Consider the following 16,831-nt stretch of genomic DNA (forward strand, 5'->3'; position numbering starts at 1 on the left):
CCGTCACTTCCCCTCGGTGCGGTTGGCCCGCAGGTAGAACACCGCGAAGACGGCGGAGATCAGGATGAGTACGTTGCCGACGACCGCGCCCGCCCCGAAGTCCAGTTGGACGAAGGAGTTCTGGTAGGTGAGCGTGCCCAGGGTCTGGGTGGCGTCGGCCGGGCCGCCGTCGGTGAGGGCGAGGATCAGGTCGAGGATCTTGACCGTCGACATGAAGCCCAGGACCAGTACGACGGTGATGACCGGCTTGAGCATCGGCAGGGTGATGGACCGGAACGTGCGCCACGCGGACGCGCCGTCCAGTGCGGCCGCCTCGTACAGGTCCTTCGGGATCTCCTGCAGACCGCCGTACAGGATGACCATGTTGAACGGGATGCCGATCCAGATGTTGACCAGGACGACGGAGAGCAGGGCCATGTGCGGATCGGTCAGCCAGGGAGTGTGTCCGCCCATGCCCAGCGTGTCCAGGAACGAGTTCAGTACACCCGTGTCCTGGTCCAGGATGCGGCGCCAGACGATGCCGGACACCACCATGGGCACCAGCCAGGGCAGCAGGATCAGCGACCGCAGTACACCGTTGAGCGGGAAGCGGCGGCTGAAGAAGACGGCGAGCCCCAGGCCGATGCAGAACTGCCCGAGCAGCGATCCGGCCGTGAACACCAGGGTGTGCCAGAGCGCCTTGCCGAACAGGGCGTCCTGGAACACCTTCGACCAGTTGTCGGTGCCGTTGAAGGGCGACTCACCGGTGAAGAACGTCTTCGGCGTGTAGTGCTGGAAGCTCATCACGACGTTGCGGACGAGCGGGTAGCCGAAGAACAGCAGCATGAAGACGACCGCGGGGGCGACGAACCCCCACTGGGTGAGCCGGCGCCGGCGCCTGATCCGGTCGGGGTCGGGCGCGGCGGCCGTTCTCGGGGCCTCGGCGGCCGTCTGTGCGGTGACAGTGGGCGTGGTCATGGTCTCGCGTACCTCAGTTCCCGCTCGTGGCCCGCTGCTGGGCGCGCTTCAGGGCGGCCTCGCTGGACTGGCCGGTCAGGGCGGACTGGAAGGCGCTCTGCAGGGCGAGCGACACGCTCGACCAGCCGGCGCCGAGCTTGGCGGTACGGGACCGGGCGGCGGCCACCTGGTCGGCGAGCGCGTCCAGCTCCGGCACCCGCTCACGCCATACGGCGGCGGCCTTGGAGTTGGCCGGGACCATCCAGCTGTTCAGCGCGTAGGTGAGCTGTTCCTTCTGGCTGGAAAGACAGGAGACGATCCTGCCCGCCATCTTCTCACGCTGCTCGTCGCCGGTATGGGGCACGGTGAGCACGGCGCCGCCCAGCGGGCCGACCGAGTCCTCGCCCGCCTCGGGCACCGGGATCTGCGCGATCTCCCAGTGCAGCGACTTCTTGGTGTTGAGCGTCTCGACCTGCCAGGGACCGTTGATCATCATGGCCGCGTTGCCGGCCATGAACTGGTCGTTGACGTCCGCCTGCGTCCAGTTGACGGTCGACTTCGACAGCGAGCCGTCCTTCAGGAGGGCCTTCCAGTAGTCGAGCGCCTGGACGACCTGGGGGCTGTCGAGATCGGTCTCGTCGCCGCCGTTGGACCACATGAACGGCGTGAACTGGAAGACGCCGTCCTCCGCGCCGCCCGCGCTGAGCGCCAGCCCGTACCGGTTGCCCTGGGTGAGCTTCTCGGCGGCCGCGCGCAGCTCGTCCCATGTGGTGGGCACCTCGACGCCGGCCTGGTCGAGGAGGTCCTTGTTGTAGAACAGCGCCAGGGTGTTCACGGACCGGGCCGCGCCGTAGTACGTACCCTTGTACGAACCGAAATCAACGATGCCCTCGGGGATGTCCCGGGTGCTCAGGCCGAGCTTCCTGAGGTCGACGAGACCGCCGGCGTCGGCGAACGTCGGCATCTCGGAGGCGTCGAACTGGACGATGTCCGGCAGCGACTTCGAGGAGGCCATCCGCAGCGCCTTGGTCATGACCTGTGCGGCCGGGACGCTCTGCTGCTCGATGGTGACGCCCAGTTGCTTGCCGCAGCGGGCCATCGCCTCCGCGTCCCAGCGGTGGTAGGACTCGTCGGTCGAGGAGTTCATCACGGTGTACACGTCGGTGTCGCGTTGCTGTCCGCAGCCGGCCAGCGCCGCCCCGGCGGCCAGGACGGAGACGGCGGCGAACGACGCGACGGTTCTGCGGGAGCGTCCGCGGTGCGCGGCGGCCGGAGAGTGTGCTGTCACGGTGTGCCCTTGGGTGCGAGGGGGTGCCGGCCCGCCCGGCGACCACTGCGTCGCGCGGGGGCTCAGGAGAACTTCGCGGGCACCGGCTGACCCGCGAAACGGGATCAGCGGGTGCCGAGGAGGTGGTCCATGGCGAGCTGGTCGAGGTGTTCGAAGGCCATGCCGCGGGCGGCGGCGGCTTCGGCGTCGAACGTCTCGTAGGCGGTGGTGTCGGCGAGCAGTGCCTCCAGGCCGTCACCGGCGGTGGGCTGGGCGAGCTGGTCCAGGCGCGCCGCGCTCAGCGCCGCCCGCACCTGCGGGTCCGCGCGGAAGGCCGCGGCCCGCTCCTTGAGGATGAGGTAGTTGCGCATGCAGCCCGCCGCCGACGCCCACACCCCTTCCAGGTCCTCGGTGCGCGGGGGCTTGAAGTCGAAGTGCCGCGGACCGGCGTACCCGGCCGACTCCAGCAGATCCACCAGCCAGAACGCCGAACGCAGGTCCCCCGCGCCGAAGCGCAGGTCCTGGTCGTACTTGATCCCCGACTGCCCGTTGAGGTCGATGTGGAACAGCTTGCCCGCCCACAGCGCCTGCGCGATGCCGTGCGGGAAGTTCAGCCCCGCCATCTGCTCGTGCCCCACCTCCGGGTTCACCCCGTACAGCTCCGGACGCTCCAGACGCTCGATGAACGCCAGCGCGTGCCCCACCGTCGGCAGCAGGATGTCCCCGCGCGGCTCGTTCGGCTTCGGCTCGATCGCGAACCTCAGGTCATAGCCCTGCCCGGTGACGTACTCACCCAGCAGATCGAACGCCTCCTTCATCCGCTCCAGCGCGTCCCGCACGTCCTTGGCCGCACCCGACTCCGCGCCCTCACGCCCGCCCCACGCCACATACACCTCAGCCCCCAGCTCCACCGCCAGGTCGATGTTGCGGATCGTCTTGCGCAGCGCGAACCTGCGCACATCCCGGTCGTTCGCCGTGAACGCACCGTCCTTGAACACCGGATGCGTGAACAGGTTCGTCGTCGCCATCGGCACCTTCATGCCCGAGGCGTCCAACGCCTGCCGGAACCGCTTGACACGCGCCTCCCGCTCCGACTCCGACGCCCCGAACGGGATCAGGTCATCGTCATGGAACGTCACCCCGTACGCGCCCAGCTCCGCCAGACGCCGCACCGACTCCACCGGTTCCAGCTCCGCCCGGGTCGCATCCCCGAACGGGTCCCTGCCCTGCCAGCCAACGGTCCACAGACCGAACGTGAACCTGTCCTCGGGAGTCGGGTTGAAGCGCTTCGACATGGTGCGGCCCTTGCTGTCGTACCGCCCGGCTCCCGCGCCGGGACGGTTTTGTTTGATGGCATGACTAATACGTCACGGACAAGCCGCCGCGCTAGTCCCAAGTGACGTCCGTCTCTCGGTTCCGTGGCGTGAGGAGGGTGCTCTCGTCGGTAATCACGCCTGATCAGCACGGGGAGAGCGGTTTCGGACCCCTGGTGGACGAATTTGTTTTGTGTACGATCAAAAGGCTTTCGAGACGTCCCGCTCCCATCCGACCCGCTCTCGCCCCCACCCCCGAGGAAGACTATGAAGTTCACCGACGGCTTCTGGCTCGTCCGCGACGGTGTGCGCCTCTCGTACGCCACCGAAGTACGGGATGTACGCGCTCAGTCGAAGCGCTTCACCGCCCATGCCGCCGTTAAAAGAGTGACGCGCCGGGGCGACACCCTCAACGCGCCCCTCATCACGGCCGAGTGCTTCTCTCCGGCCGAGGGCGTCATCGGCGTCCGGGTCACCCACCACGCGGGCAAGCGGCACCCCGGCCCCGAGTTCGCGCTCACCGGCGACCCGGACGGCGCCGGCGAGGTTCGCCAGGACGGCCCCGTCACCGAGCTGACCAGCGGCCCGTTGACCCTGCGCCTGGACCGGTCCGGCCCCTGGACGCTCACCTTCCAGGACGCGGACGGGCGGGAGCTGACCCGGGCGGACGCCAAGAGCACCGCGTTCGCCACCACCGGCGAGGGCGCCCACCACATGGTGAGCCGGCTCGCGCTCGGCGTCGGCGAGCAGATCTACGGCCTCGGCGAGCGCTTCACCCCGTTCGTGAAGAACGGCCAGGTCATCGACATCTGGCAGGCCGACGGCGGCACCAGCAGCGAGCAGGCGTACAAGAACATCCCGTTCTACCTCTCCTCGCGCGGCTACGGCGTCTTCGTCAACCACCCGGGCGCCGTCTCCTTCGAGGTCGGCTCGGAGTCCGTCGGGCAGGTGCAGTTCAGCGTCGAGGACCAGACGCTGGAGTACTACGTCGTCGCCGGCCCCACCCCGAAGGACGTCCTCGGCCGCTACACCGCCCTGACCGGCCGCCCCGCGCTGCCCCCGGCCTGGTCCTTCGGCCTCTGGCTCACCACCTCGTTCACCACGGACTACGACGAGGCGACCGTGACGTCCTTCGTGGACGGCATGGCCGAGCGCGGCATCCCGCTCTCCGTCTTCCACTTCGACTGCTTCTGGATGCGCGAGTACCAGTGGTGCGACTTCGAGTGGGACCCGGACGTCTTCCCCGACCCGGAGGGCATGCTGGCCCGGCTGAAGGAGAAGGGCCTGCGGATCAGCGCCTGGATCAACCCCTACATCGCCCAGAAGTCCCCGCTGTTCGAGGAGGCCGCGGAACTCGGCCACCTGGTGCGCCGGCCCGACGGCGACGTATGGCAGTGGGACCTGTGGCAGGCCGGCATGGGCCTGGTCGACTTCACCAGCCCGGACGCCCGCGCCTGGTTCCAGTCCAAGCTCAAGCCGCTGCTCGACCAGGGCGTGGACACCTTCAAGACCGACTTCGGCGAGCGGGTGCCCACCGACGTGGTCTGGCACGACGGCTCCGACCCGGAGCGGATGCACAACTACTACACCCACCTCTACAACCAGACCGTCTTCGAACTCCTGGAGAAGGAGCGCGGCCAGGGCGAGGCCGTCGTCTTCGCCCGGTCCGCGACCGCCGGCGGCCAGCAGCTCCCCGTGCACTGGGGCGGCGACTGCTGGTCCTCCTTCGGCGCCATGGCCGAGTCCCTGCGCGGCGGGCTGTCCCTGTCCCTGTCCGGCTTCGGCTTCTGGAGCCACGACATCGGCGGCTTCGAGGGCACCCCCGACCCGGCGGTCTTCAAGCGCTGGCTGGCGTTCGGCCTGCTCTCCTCGCACAGCCGGCTGCACGGCTCGTCGTCGTACCGGGTGCCGTGGGAGTTCGGCGAGGAGGCCGTCGACGTCGCCCGGCGCTTCACACTGCTCAAGCACCGGCTGATGCCCTACCTCTACGGCGCCGCCGTCGAGGCGCACCGCACCGGCGTCCCCGTGATGCGGCCGATGGTCCTGGAGTTCCCCGGCGACCCCGCCTGCCGCCCGCTGGACCGGCAGTACATGCTCGGCCCCGACCTGCTGGTCGCCCCGGTGTTCAGCGAGGACGGCGAGGTGGAGGTCTACCTGCCCGAGGGGACCTGGACGCACCTGCTCAGCGGCGAGCGGGTCACCGGCCCGGCCTGGCGCACCGAACGGCACGGCTACGACAGTCTGCCGCTGTACGTCCGGGAGGGCGCCGTACTGCCGCTCGGCGCCGACGACCAGCGGCCCGACGGCGACTGGCTGGACGGGGTGTCGCTGCTCGTGCACCCCGCGGCCGGGGACACGTACGCCACGGAGGTCACCGTCCCGGACCTGACGGGCGCGCCGGCCGCGACCTTCCGGGTGCGCCGCGACGGCGGCGTACTGCGGGTGACGGCCGACGGCACGGACCGGCCGTTCACCGTGCGGGTGGCCGGCGGGGAGCGGGCCGAGGGCAGCGGCGAGGTGACGGTGCCGCTCGGCTGACGGCGGCCGGCGCGCGGGCCCCGGGGGCGCTGCCTGCGGGGCCCGCGGTCGTGGTGGTCAGGCGGCGGCGAGGTGCTCGCTGAGCACCGCGCGCAGGGAGAGCGGTGCGCGGCCGATCAGCTCGGCCAGGGTCGGGTCGACGGTGGAGAACTCCCCGGCCCGGGAGGCGGCGAAGATGCCGAGCAACTGCTCCGCCACGAGGGCCGGGGTGCCCTGGCCGGTCAGCCGCTCCCGGAACTCCTCGTCGGAGACGGTGACCCGCTCGACGCCGCGGCCCGTCAGCTCCCCGGCGACAGCGGCGATCTCCTCGAAGGTGAGCGCCCGGCTGCCGGTGAGCGGCGGGGTGGGTCCCTCGAAGCGGCCCTCGTCGAGCAGGACGGCGGCGGCCGCGTCGGCGAGGTCGGCGTGCGCGGTCCAGGCGACCGGCCCGTCCGCGGGGAGCGCCAGCTCCCCGGAGTGCGGCGCGTGGCTCACGAAGTGCGCCGCGCTGGTGGCGTAGAAGCCGTTGCGCAGCGAGGTGAACGGCACGCCGCAGGTGCGCAGCGCCTCCTCGGTGGCGGCGTGGTCGCGGCACGCCTGGAAGCGGGAGGCGGCGTCGGCCCCCGTCTGGCTGGTGTAGACGATGCGCCCGGCGCCCGCGGCGACGGCCCCCTCGATCGCGGCGAGGTGCTGCTCGACGCACTCCTCGCCCATCTTGTCGACGGAGACGAGCAGTACCTGGGAGGCGCCCTCGAAGGCGTGGGCGAGGCTCGCGGCGTCGGTGAAGCTGCCCCGACGCACCCGCACGCCCCGGTCGGCGAACGCCTGGGCCCTGAGCGGGTCGCGGACGCTGACGCCGATCCGCTCGGCGGGGACGCGGCCGAGCAGGCTCTCGACGATCCGGCGTCCGAGCTGTCCGGTGGCCCCGGTGACGATGATCATGATGCGCTCCAGTGTCGCGGCAGGACTGTTTCCAGTGGAATCGTCATAACGATATCACTGTTACTAACGACGGAACCGCCGGTCGCATATCATCGATTCATGTCATCTCGGGAGGAGACCCGGCAGCGGGTCGTCGAGGCCGCCATCGGCCTGCTGACGCGCGGCGGGCGCGACGCCGTCACCACGCGAGCGGTCGCCGACGCGGCGGGCCTGCAGCCACCGGCCATCTACCGGCTGTTCGGGGACAAGGAGGGGCTGCTGGACGCCGTGGTCGAGCACGGCTTCGCCGCGTTCCTCGCCACCAAGCGCGTCGACCCCGACCCGCCGGACCTGATCGAGGACCTGAGAAGGGGCTGGGACACCGCGGTCGAGTTCGGTCTGGCCAACCCCGCGCTGTTCACCCTGATGTACGCCGAACCCACCCGGACCGGCTCGGCCGCCTACCGGGCCGGCCTGGAGGTCCTGATGGGCCGCGTGCGGAAGCTGGCCGCGGCCGGCTGGCTGCGGGTGGACGAGGGGCTCGCGGCGCAGATCATCAACGCCACGGTGCGCGGCGCGGTGCTCACCTGGCTGTCCCAGCCCGCGGACCGGCGCGATCCGGCCCTGCTGAGCAGCCTGCGGGAGGCGATGGTCACCGCCGTCACCAACCAGCGGCCGGTGGTGTCGGACGACGAGGGGCCGGCCGGCGCGGCCCGTGCCCTGCGCGCCGCGCTGTCCGACCGCGCGCCCCTCACCGGCGCGGAGCGGCATCTGCTCGGGGAGTGGCTGGACCGCCTCGCCGCCCAGGGGTGAGGCGCGGTCAGTTCCCGGTCGTGCCGTCGATCAGCTCGCGCAGGATGTCCAGGTGCCCGTTGTGCCGGGACGTCTCCTCGATCAGATGCATGACGATCCAGCCGAGAGTGACCTGCCCGCCGCTCCGCACCGGCCGCTTCGCCGGGGCCGCCAGATCGGTGGCGGCGACCAGTTCCCGGTACCGGACGCTCTGCTCCTCGTACGCCGCCAGCAGTTCGGCGATCGGTGTCGCGGCGCCGATCCGCATCTCCCGGTCGGGGTCCTCGTCGGTCCAGGGGCCCTCGTCCTCCTCGCCGAGGAACACCACCTGGAACCAGTAGTACTCGACCCAGCGCAGATGGCTGATCAGCCCGCCGAGGGTCATCAGCGGCGAACCCGGCAGCGGGGCCGTGCCGGCCTCCTGCGGGGCCAGCCCGGCGCACTTGGCGACGGCCGTGGCCCGCGCGTAGTCGAGGAAGGTCGTCAGCATGGAGCGCTCGTCCCAGGCGGGAGGCATGTCGGTGCGTGTCATCCGGCCATGCTCGCAGCAACCGCGGCGCGGGTCGCGTGGGTTTCGGGCGGGCGGCGCCCGCCGTCACGCCCCGCCCCCGTCCGGTGCCAGGTCCGGCGGGCGGCGTTCCCGGCCGCCCGGGTGGCGGTGCCGCCAGATCCAGAACACCGCGCAGGACACCAGCGCCCACCCGGCCAGCACCAGGAACGGGAACGCGTGCTGGTGCCCGGCGAAGTACACCGCCGTGTGCTGGGCGTTGACCGAGGCGCCGGGCGGCAGCCACTGGCCGATCACCCCCAGCGCCGACGGCAGCAGCGGCCAGGACACCGCGCCGCCCGAGGACGGGTTGCCCAGCAGGATCATCACGCCCCAGGTCGGGAGCATCGCCCAGCGTCCGAACAGGGTGTTGAACATGGTGAAGGTCATGCCGCTGGCGAACATCGTGAACGCCAGGATCAGCCACGACTCCACGAACGGCAGGTCCAGCGCCCCCAGCAGCCAGTCCACGACGGCCGCGATGGCGAACCCGCCGAGCAGCGCGTACGCCACGGTGAACCCGATCCGCTCCAGCGGGGTCAGCGCCCGCGCGTGCACGCTGAGCTGGATCGCGCCGACGAACCCGATGATCACCGCGGCGAGCGAGATGTAGAAGATCGCCAGACCGCGCGGGTCGCCGTCCTGGAGCGGGTTGACGTCCCGCACGGTGACCGCCACCCCGGTCGCGCGCCCCACCGCCGGGGCCGCCTGCTCCAGCAGCTCCGCCACCGAGGACCCCGACGCCGACGACACGTCGAGCAGCACGTGCCGCCCGTTGTCCCGCAGCTCGAAGACGCCGAAGACCTTCTGGTCCTCCACCGCCGCCAGGGCCGCGTCCCGGGAGTCGTAGACATGGGTGCGCACCGAGGAGTTGAGCGCCTTGCCCAGCCCGGCCAGGAACGCCCGGCCCCGCGCCTGGTCGTACGAGCCGACGACGGCCGTCGGGAGCTGGTGCGGGGTCGGATTGGCCATGGTGTACGTGTACGACCCGGCGAACAGCCCGGCCGCCGCCGCGAGGATGAACACCAGGACGACGGCGGGCCACCACGGCGTCCTGCGGAACCGCGTCCAGCGGCCCTCCGGCGCCGGGGCCGGGTCCCGGCCGCCGGCCGTCTCGGGATTCTCGTGCACGTTCGCCCGTCCTCGGGTCGGCGGACCGGGCCTAGGTCCGTACCAGCGGTGTGTCCACCAGGTGTTCGGCGACGAACCACGCCTGGAGTTCATTGGTGCGGATGACGTCCGAGACGAGGATGTCGTTGGTGCCGTCGTCGCCCAGGTCCTGCACGCGCGCCGCGGCGTCGTGGGACTCGATGAGGATCAGCTCGTGCGCCTCCAGCAGCCGCGACAGCATCGCGGGCACCTCCTCGACGCCGTCCGGTGCCCGCGGCACCGTGGTCAGCTCCGCGACATGACGCGGATCGCCGACCGCGACCCCGCCGAGCGTCTGCACCCGCTCCGCCATGGTGTCGATCAGCGCCAACTGCTCACCGGCGTGCTTGTCCAGCAGCAGGTGCAACTGGTAGAACGTCGCCCCGCGCATCAGCCAGTGGTACTTCTTGTACAGGTCGTGCAGGATGCGCGTGTCCGCCAGGACCTTGTTGACCCGCTGACAGGAGTAGAGGCGGGCGTCCATGGACAGCGCCACGGGGAACTGCTTGACGGTGCCGAACTCCTGGATGACCCGGCCCTGCTGGTGCAGCCACGGCTGACTGCCGTCGGTGTGCTGGGCCGGACCGGCCGGCCTCGGATCGGTGCTCACGCCTGGACTCCTTCCACGGGGAGGCTGAAGGGGAGTTCCGGTGCCTCGCGCGACCGGCCCCGGGCCCCCTGCGACAGTCGACCAGCAGGTCGGGGGAGCCGCAAACGCTGCGGACCGAGTGAGGCACCCGCCCGGAGGCCCGGATTCCGCCCGAGCCGTGCAGAGGGGTTGTCCAGACGCTCGCCGGGCCCCTAGGGTCGGCCCGGGTGCAAGCGCTTTCCACCGGCGTTTCCCCCTGCCCGCGCCGCACCCGTCGCGCTGTTCGCCAGCGTCCGAGGAGGACCGCATGCCCCCGTCCCCCGTCCGCCGCCGCGCGGCCGTCGTCGGCACCGGCGCCATCGTGACCGGCGGCCATCTGCCCGCCCTCGGCGCCCACGCCGACCGGGTGGAACTGGTCGCCGCCGTGGACGTGGACCCGGCCCGGCTCGACGCCTTCCGGGCCGCGGCGGGCGAGCACATCGCCGGGTACTCCTCGACCGAGGCCATGCTGGACGCCGTACGCCCCGATCTGGTGCTGATCGGCACGCCGCCGTCGCTGCACCGGGAGCAGACGGTGGCGGCGCTGAAGGCCGGTGCCTGGGTGCTGTGCGAGAAGCCGCTGTGCCTCTCGCTCGCCGAGTACGACGACATCGCGGCGGCCGAGGAGGCGTCGGGCGCGTACGCCTCGGTGATCTTCCAGCACCGGCACGGCTCCGGCGCGGCGCACGCCCGGGAGCTGATCGCGGGCGGTGCGCTGGGCGCCCCGCTGGTCGCGCACTGCCAGACCACCTGGCACCGCGACGCCGCCTACTACGCGGTGCCCTGGCGCGGGCGCTGGGCCACCGAGGGCGGCGGCCCCACCATGGGCCACGGCATCCACCAGTACGACCTGCTGCTGCATCTGCTGGGCCCCTGGGCGGAGGTCCGGGCGATGGCCGCGAGACTGGTCCACGACACCGAGAGCGAGGACGTCTCCACCGCGCTGGTGCGGTTCGCGAGCGGCGCGCTGGCCACGGTCGTCAACAGCGTCCTGTCACCGGACGAGGTGAGCCGGCTCCGCGTCGACTGCGCCGACGCCACGGTCGAGCTGACCCACCTGTACGGGCACCGCAACGAGAACTGGACGTACACCCCCGCCCCGCACGTCGACCCCGCCCGCGCCGACGCCTGGCGCACCCCGGCCGCCGACGTGCCCAGCTCGCACACCGCGCAGCTCGGCGCCCTCCTCGACGCCTGGGACGCGGGCGCGCGGCCCCCGGGCAGCGGTACGCAGGCCCGCGCCACCCTGGAGTTCGCCGCCGCCCTCTACAAGGCGGCGTTCACCGGACGGCCGGTGCGCGCGGGCGAGATCGTGCCCGGCGACCCCTTCCACGCGGCCATGCACGGCGACCACCCCGACTGGGCCCCGAAGGAGCGCGTGTGAGCATCCGGGTCACCCACACCCACGGCGAGGACATCACGGTCACCGCGGGCAACGGCACGGAGATCCTCCGGTACGTCTACCGTCCCGACCCCGACCCGTTCGAGTCCCGCAAGCCCTACGCCCACCCGGTGCGCACCCTCGCCGGGCGCACGGTCACCGGCTACCGGCCGAACGACCACCGCTGGCACAAGGGTGTCCAGATGACGGCCAGTCACCTGTCCGGGCAGAACTTCTGGGGCGGCAACACCTACGTGCACGGCCGGGGCTACCTGCCGCTGCCCGACCGTGTCGGCGCCATGCGGCACGACGGGTTCGCGGACCTGGACGTCCAGGACGGCCGGTTCGCCCTCACCGAGCACCTCACCTGGGTGGCGCACGCGGGCGCCGAGTGGGCCCGCGAGGAGCGCGGGCTGAGCGTCCACTCGGTCGACGAGGAGGCCGGCGCCTGGGCGCTGGACTGGTCGATCCGGCTCACCAACACCCGTGACACGCCCCTGGTGTTCGGCTCCCCGACCACCGCGGGCCGGGAGCTGGCCGGGTACACCGGGCTCCAGTGGCGCGGCCCCCGCGACTTCACCGGCGGCACCGTCCTCGCCCCGGACACCGACGCGGGCGCCGGGAAGCTGATGGGCCATCAGAGCCCGTGGCTGGCGTTCACCGCCGAGCACGACGAGAGCGACGCACACTCCACGCTGGTCTTCGCGCACGCGCCCGAGAACCTCGACGAAGGCGCCGCGATCCACCCCTCCCACTGGTTCGTCCGCGCCGACCCGGTCCCCACCGTCGCCTTCTCGTGGGCGTTCTTCGAGGAGTTCACGCTGGCGCCGGGGGAGTCCTTCGCCTACCGCTACCGGCTGGTGGTCGCCGACGGCGCCTGGGACCGCGACCGGGTCGACGCCCACCTGGCCGGGCTGCCGTGGTGAGCGGCACCGGGCCCGCCGTCCCGCACCCGCTGCCCGGCGCGGTGGGCCTGTCCCACCTCACCGCCTACCCTTGGGAGGCCGCCGACGGGGTGCGCGGCGGCAGCCCCCACCTGCACCTGGTGTGCACCGAGGCGTACGTCGTCACCGGCGGCCGGGGCGCCGTGCAGACGCTCAGCCCCGACGGCTACCGCGACATTCCCCTGGAGCCCGGCTCCGTCGCCTGGTTCACGCCCGGCACCGTGCACCGCATGGTGCCCCGCGGGGACCTGCGGGTCACCGTGCTGATGCAGAACAGCGGTCTGCCCGAGGCCGGTGACGCCGTGTTCACCTTCCCGCCCGAGGTGCTCGCCGACCCCGAGGCGTACGCCGCCGCCGCGGCGCTGCCGCCCGGCATCGGACCGGAGACGGAGGCCGCCGCCCGGCGCCGCCGGGACCTCGCCGTCGAGGGCTACCTGCCGCTGCGCGAGGCCCTGCTCGCCGGTGACGACGGGCCGCTCGTACGGTTCCAGCGGGCCGCCGCGGGTCTGGTGCGCGACCGGGTGCCCGTCTGGCGCGAGCTGTGGCGGGCCGGCGCGCTCGCCGCCGCCGAACGCACCGGCGCCCAGCTCGACGCCCTGGCGGCCGGCGATCCCGCCCACCTCGACGCGGCGAGCGCCTGGCAGGCCGCCCCCACCAGGCTCGGCGGCTACGGCATGTGCGGACGCCGGGACGAGTACACGCTGCCGGGGACGACCCTCCCGCGCTGACCGCCCGGCACGTCAAGTGCCGTGTGAGAGCCGTAAGTTAATGGTGCATTGGGGAACAGGTGGTGTAGAAGACGATCCGGCTGCCCATCATCTTTGACATGAACCTGCGGCCCGACGGGCGGGTCGCGGCCTCATGGAGGTGTGCAATGCACCGCAGACTCGCCACCGCTCTCACCGCCTCGTCCCTGGCCCTCGCCACGGTCGTCGGTGCCGCCTCGGCGGCCGGAGCCGCCCCCGCCGACAAGCCCCAAGTGCTCGCGAGCTGGACCCAGACCAGCGCGTCCAGCTACAACGCGTGGGTCGCCGCCCGCGCCAACCAGGCCGCCTGGTCCGCGTACGGCTTCGACTGGTCCACCGACTACTGCTCCACCTCACCGGACAACCCGCTGGGCTTCCCCTTCAGCACCTCCTGTGCGCGGCACGACTTCGGCTACCGCAACTACAAGGCCGCGGGCAGCTTCGACGCCAACAAGTCCCGGCTGGACAGCGCCTTCTACGAGGACCTCAAGCGGGTGTGCGCCCGCTACACCGGCGCCACCAAGACCACTTGCGACGGCACCGCGTGGACGTACTACCAGGCGGTACGGGCCTTCGGCTGACACCCGGCGCCCGGGGCCGCCGCCAGCACGGCGGCGGCCCCGGCGAGGCCCAGCACGGCACCCGCGGCGACATCGCCCGGGTAGTGCACGCCGGTGTGCACGCGGGCGTAGCCGACCGCTCCCGCCAGCGCGCCGAGCGGTACCGCCGCCGCCGGCAACACCGTGCCGACGGCGGCGGCGAACGCCACGGCGGCCGCCGTGTGGCCGGACGGGAACGACGCCGAGGCCGGCATCGGCACCCGCCGGTCCACCGCGACCCGGGCCACCTCCCGGTCGGGCCGCGGCCGGCGCACCAGCCGCTTGCCCAGCAGGTCCGCCGACACCGAGGCCAGCGCCAGCGCCCCCACCCCGAGGAAGGCCGCCCGGCGCGGCCGGTCCCCGCCCAGGGCGAGGACGGCGGCGATGCCCAGCGAGATCCTCGAACGGTCGGCCGCGTGCGACAGCCCGCGCAGCGCCCGGTCCAGCGTCGGCGTGGGCGTGGCGGCCACCGCCGCGTACAGCGCCCCGTCCACGGCCCGCAGGTCCCGCAGTACGTCGGCCGGGCCGTGGCGGCGTCGCCCGGGGCTCGCGGCGGGCCGCAGCGGTGCGTCGGCGCGGGTCGGTTCGGTCATCGGCTCCTGCTCCATGGGACGGGTCCCCACCACCCTCGCCGGTACCCCGCCTCGGGGCCGCCCCGGCCTGGCCCGTTCGGGTCAGGGCCTGTCGTTCGGATCATGCCGCGGACGCGGGGCAAGGCGTCCGGCGCCGGGTGCTCCCGGGGAGGCCGAGTCGCCGACGCCCGGGAGTCCCGTCGGTGACGGACCCCGGGCGGCAGCGGCGGCGGGTGGTCAGCGGGCCGCGCGGAAGGAGCGCAGCCGCAGCGAGTTGCCGACCACGAAGACCGAGGAGAAGGCCATCGCCGCACCGGCGATCATCGGGTTGAGCAGCCCGGCCGCCGCGAGCGGCAGCGCGGCCACGTTGTAGGCGAAGGCCCAGAACAGGTTGGACCGGATGGTGCCGAGGGTCCGGCGGGCGAGGCGGATCGCGTCGACGGCGGCCCGCAGATCACCGCGGACCAGGGTCAGGTCCCCGGCCTCGATCGCGGCGTCCGTGCCGGTGCCCATGGCCAGCCCCAGGTCGGCGCGGGCCAGCGCGGCGGCGTCGTTGACCCCGTCGCCGACCATCGCGACGGTCCGGCCCTCGCCCTGGAGGCGTTCGACCACGTCGACCTTGTCCTGCGGCAGCACCTCGGCGATGACGTCCTGCGGCGCGATGCCGACCTCGCGGGCGACGGACTCGGCGACGGCCCGGTTGTCCCCGGTGAGCAGGACCGGCCGCAGGCCGAGGGCGCGCAGCCCGGCGACCGCTTCCGCGCTGGTCTCCTTCACGGCGTCGGCGACCTCCAGGACCGCCCGCGCCTCGCCGTCCCAGGCGACGGTGATCGCGGTCCGCCCGGCGGCCTCCGCCCCGGCCCGTGCGCGGGCCAGCCCGGCCGGCAGGTCCAGCGCCCACTCGGCCAGCAGCTTCTCCCGGCCGACCAGCACCGCGTGCCCCTCGACGACGCCCTGTACGCCGAGTCCGGGGACGTTGGCGAAGTCCTCGGGCACGGGCAGCGCGCCCAGCCTGGACCGGGCCCCGTCGGCGACGGCTCGGGCGACCGGGTGCTCCGAGGCGTGCTCCAGCGCGCCGGCCAGCCGCAGTACCTCGTCCTCGTCGGTGCCCTCGGCGGTGTGCACGGCGAGCAGGGTCATCCGGCCGGTGGTGACGGTGCCGGTCTTGTCCAGGACGACGGTGTCGACGCGCCGGGTGGACTCCAGGACCTCGGGGCCCTTGATGAGGATGCCGAGCTGGGCGCCGCGCCCGGTGCCGACCATCAGCGCGGTCGGCGTGGCCAGGCCCAGGGCGCACGGGCAGGCGATGATCAGCACGGCGACGGCGGCGGTGAACGCGGCCGTCAGTCCCGCGCCGTTGCCCAGCCAGAAGCCGAGGGTGGCCAGCGCCAGGGCGATCACGACCGGCACGAACACCCCGGAGATCCGGTCGGCGAGCCGCTGGGCGGCGGCCTTGCCGTTCTGCGCGTCCTCCACCAGCTTCGCCATCCGGGCGAGCTGGGTGTCGGCGCCGACCCGGGTGGCCTCGACGACCAGTCGGCCGCCGACGTTGACGGTGGCACCGGTGACCGCGTCGCCGACGGCCACCTCCACCGGCACGGACTCGCCGGTGAGCATGGAGGCGTCCACGGCGGAGGTGCCCTCGACCACCGTGCCGTCGGTGGCGATCTTCTCGCCGGGACGCACCAGGAAGCGGTCGCCCGCCTTCAGCTCGCCGGCCGGGACGCGCTCCTCACGGCCGCCGCGCAGCACGGTGACGTCCTTGGCGCCCAGCTCCAGCAGCGCCTTCAGGGCGGCGCCGGCCTTCCGCTTGGAGCGGGCCTCGAAGTACCGCCCGGCCAGGATGAACGCGGTCACCCCGGCGGCGGCCTCCAGGTAGATGTTCCCGGCGCCGTCCCCGCGGGCGATGGTCAGCTCGAAGGGGTGGGTCATGCCCGGCGTCCCCGCGGTGCCGAGGAACAGGGCCCACAGCGACCACAGGAAGGCCGCCGAGGTGCCGACCGAGATCAGCGTGTCCATGGTCGCCGCGCCGTGCCGGGCGTTGGTGACCGCCGCCCGGTGGAAGGGCCAAGCCGCGTACGTCACCACGGGCGCCGCCAGCGTCAGGGACAGCCACTGCCAGTACTCGAACTGGAGGGCGGGCACCATGGCCATGGCGATCACCGGCACGGCCAGCGTCACGGCGGTGACCAGCCGCTGCCGCAGCGGGCGCAGCGCGTCCTCGGCCGCCGCGTCCGCGTCCGGTGCCCCGGCGTCGTCGCGGGCGGGCGGCTCGGGTTCCCGCGCGGTGTACCCGGTGGCCTCGACGGTGGCGATCAGGTCGCGCACCGAGACGTCGTCGGCGTAGCTGACCTTGGCTTTCTCGGTCGCGTAGTTGACGGTGGCGGTGACGCCGTCCATCCGGTTGAGCTTCTTCTCGACGCGGGCCGCGCACGAGGCGCAGGTCATACCGCCGATGGCCAGCTCTACCTCTGCCGTGGTGCCGGTCGTACGGGTGGTCATGGGTGCTCCTGGGAGGA

General features: G+C 72.8%; 15 protein-coding genes. 6 read left to right on the plus strand and 9 right to left on the minus strand.

Going from position 1 to position 16,831, the window contains the following annotated elements:
* Positions 1–3 precede the first annotated feature (3 nt).
* The 3 genes from ACFY32_RS14760 to xylA all read right to left on the minus strand — a co-directional run bounded on the left by ACFY32_RS14760 (position 4) and on the right by xylA (position 3,498).
* Complete coding sequence (locus ACFY32_RS14760; protein WP_390674370.1) at positions 4–957, minus strand: carbohydrate ABC transporter permease; 954 nt, start codon at positions 955–957, stop codon at positions 4–6.
* Positions 958–970: 13 nt separating this feature from the next.
* Entirely contained in the window at positions 971–2,224 is a 1,254-nt protein-coding gene (locus tag ACFY32_RS14765) for a sugar ABC transporter substrate-binding protein (RefSeq protein WP_359201260.1), read from the minus strand.
* A 104-nt stretch (positions 2,225–2,328) separates the two neighbouring features.
* Positions 2,329–3,498 carry a xylose isomerase gene (xylA, locus tag ACFY32_RS14770; protein WP_390674371.1) on the minus strand — a complete coding sequence of 390 codons (1,170 nt, stop codon included), beginning with the start codon at positions 3,496–3,498 and terminating at the stop codon, positions 2,329–2,331.
* Positions 3,499–3,783: 285 nt separating this feature from the next.
* On the opposite strand from xylA, the gene yicI reads away from it, so the two are divergent.
* On the plus strand, positions 3,784–6,054 hold the full coding sequence (gene yicI, locus ACFY32_RS14775) for an alpha-xylosidase (RefSeq protein WP_390674372.1): 2,271 nt from the start codon (positions 3,784–3,786) through the stop codon (positions 6,052–6,054).
* 57 nt (positions 6,055–6,111) lie between these two features.
* Here the strand turns inward: yicI and ACFY32_RS14780 are convergent, their stop codons facing one another.
* Entirely contained in the window at positions 6,112–6,975 is an 864-nt protein-coding gene (locus tag ACFY32_RS14780) for an NmrA family NAD(P)-binding protein (protein WP_390674373.1), read from the minus strand.
* Positions 6,976–7,074: 99 nt separating this feature from the next.
* Here ACFY32_RS14780 and ACFY32_RS14785 point away from each other — a divergent pair, with 99 nt between their 5' ends.
* Complete coding sequence (locus ACFY32_RS14785) at positions 7,075–7,767, plus strand: TetR/AcrR family transcriptional regulator (protein WP_359204400.1); 693 nt, start codon at positions 7,075–7,077, stop codon at positions 7,765–7,767.
* A 7-nt stretch (positions 7,768–7,774) separates the two neighbouring features.
* Here the strand turns inward: ACFY32_RS14785 and ACFY32_RS14790 are convergent, their stop codons facing one another.
* From ACFY32_RS14790 to ACFY32_RS14800, 3 genes are all read right to left on the minus strand, one after another.
* On the minus strand, positions 7,775–8,278 hold the full coding sequence (locus ACFY32_RS14790; protein WP_359204404.1) for a DinB family protein: 504 nt from the start codon (positions 8,276–8,278) through the stop codon (positions 7,775–7,777).
* A gap of 63 nt (positions 8,279–8,341) precedes the next feature.
* Positions 8,342–9,424: an ABC transporter permease gene (locus ACFY32_RS14795; protein ID WP_359204407.1), complete on the minus strand. Its 1,083-nt coding sequence runs from the start codon at positions 9,422–9,424 to the stop codon at positions 8,342–8,344.
* A gap of 31 nt (positions 9,425–9,455) precedes the next feature.
* Entirely contained in the window at positions 9,456–10,052 is a 597-nt protein-coding gene (locus ACFY32_RS14800) for a DNA starvation/stationary phase protection protein (protein WP_359204410.1), read from the minus strand.
* Between the two features lie 286 nt (positions 10,053–10,338).
* Here ACFY32_RS14800 and ACFY32_RS14805 point away from each other — a divergent pair, with 286 nt between their 5' ends.
* The 4 genes from ACFY32_RS14805 to ACFY32_RS14820 all read left to right on the plus strand — a co-directional run bounded on the left by ACFY32_RS14805 (position 10,339) and on the right by ACFY32_RS14820 (position 13,722).
* Entirely contained in the window at positions 10,339–11,454 is a 1,116-nt protein-coding gene (locus ACFY32_RS14805) for a Gfo/Idh/MocA family oxidoreductase (RefSeq protein WP_359204413.1), read from the plus strand.
* The gene (locus ACFY32_RS14810; protein ID WP_390674374.1) at positions 11,451–12,377 is read left to right on the plus strand and encodes a PmoA family protein; all 927 of its coding nucleotides are present in this window, start codon (positions 11,451–11,453) and stop codon (positions 12,375–12,377) included. Before ACFY32_RS14805 ends, ACFY32_RS14810 begins: the two co-directional genes overlap by 4 nt.
* Positions 12,371–13,123, plus strand: a complete 753-nt coding sequence (locus ACFY32_RS14815; RefSeq protein ID WP_390674375.1) for a cupin — start codon at positions 12,371–12,373, stop codon at positions 13,121–13,123. The genes ACFY32_RS14810 and ACFY32_RS14815 overlap by 7 nt, the downstream gene beginning before the upstream one ends.
* A gap of 146 nt (positions 13,124–13,269) precedes the next feature.
* Positions 13,270–13,722 (plus strand): phospholipase, encoded by a 453-nt coding sequence (locus ACFY32_RS14820; RefSeq protein WP_359204422.1) that lies wholly within the window; start codon positions 13,270–13,272, stop codon positions 13,720–13,722.
* Here the strand turns inward: ACFY32_RS14820 and ACFY32_RS14825 are convergent.
* Positions 13,695–14,333, minus strand: a complete 639-nt coding sequence (locus ACFY32_RS14825; RefSeq protein ID WP_359204425.1) for a phosphatase PAP2 family protein — start codon at positions 14,331–14,333, stop codon at positions 13,695–13,697. The two genes, ACFY32_RS14820 and ACFY32_RS14825, sit on opposite strands and share 28 nt — an antisense overlap.
* A gap of 216 nt (positions 14,334–14,549) precedes the next feature.
* Entirely contained in the window at positions 14,550–16,814 is a 2,265-nt protein-coding gene (locus ACFY32_RS14830) for a heavy metal translocating P-type ATPase (RefSeq protein WP_390674376.1), read from the minus strand.
* Positions 16,815–16,831 lie beyond the last annotated feature (17 nt).

Origin of the sequence: Streptomyces sp. NPDC000134, assembly GCF_042899225.1 — a bacterium.
Lineage (GTDB): Bacteria > Actinomycetota > Actinomycetes > Streptomycetales > Streptomycetaceae > Streptomyces.

Coding starts and splice junctions, on each gene's coding strand:
- ACFY32_RS14805 (WP_359204413.1), top strand. CDS start 10,339: ATGCCCCCGTCCCCCGTCCGCCGCCGCGCGGCCGTCGTCGGCACCGGC.
- ACFY32_RS14820 (WP_359204422.1), top strand. CDS start 13,270: ATGCACCGCAGACTCGCCACCGCTCTCACCGCCTCGTCCCTGGCCCTC.
- ACFY32_RS14780 (WP_390674373.1), bottom strand. CDS start 6,975: ATGATCATCGTCACCGGGGCCACCGGACAGCTCGGACGCCGGATCGTC.
- xylA (WP_390674371.1), bottom strand. CDS start 3,498: ATGTCGAAGCGCTTCAACCCGACTCCCGAGGACAGGTTCACGTTCGGT.
- ACFY32_RS14830 (WP_390674376.1), bottom strand. CDS start 16,814: ATGACCACCCGTACGACCGGCACCACGGCAGAGGTAGAGCTGGCCATC.
- ACFY32_RS14825 (WP_359204425.1), bottom strand. CDS start 14,333: ATGACCGAACCGACCCGCGCCGACGCACCGCTGCGGCCCGCCGCGAGC.
- ACFY32_RS14785 (WP_359204400.1), top strand. CDS start 7,075: ATGTCATCTCGGGAGGAGACCCGGCAGCGGGTCGTCGAGGCCGCCATC.
- ACFY32_RS14760 (WP_390674370.1), bottom strand. CDS start 957: ATGACCACGCCCACTGTCACCGCACAGACGGCCGCCGAGGCCCCGAGA.
- yicI (WP_390674372.1), top strand. CDS start 3,784: ATGAAGTTCACCGACGGCTTCTGGCTCGTCCGCGACGGTGTGCGCCTC.
- ACFY32_RS14790 (WP_359204404.1), bottom strand. CDS start 8,278: ATGACACGCACCGACATGCCTCCCGCCTGGGACGAGCGCTCCATGCTG.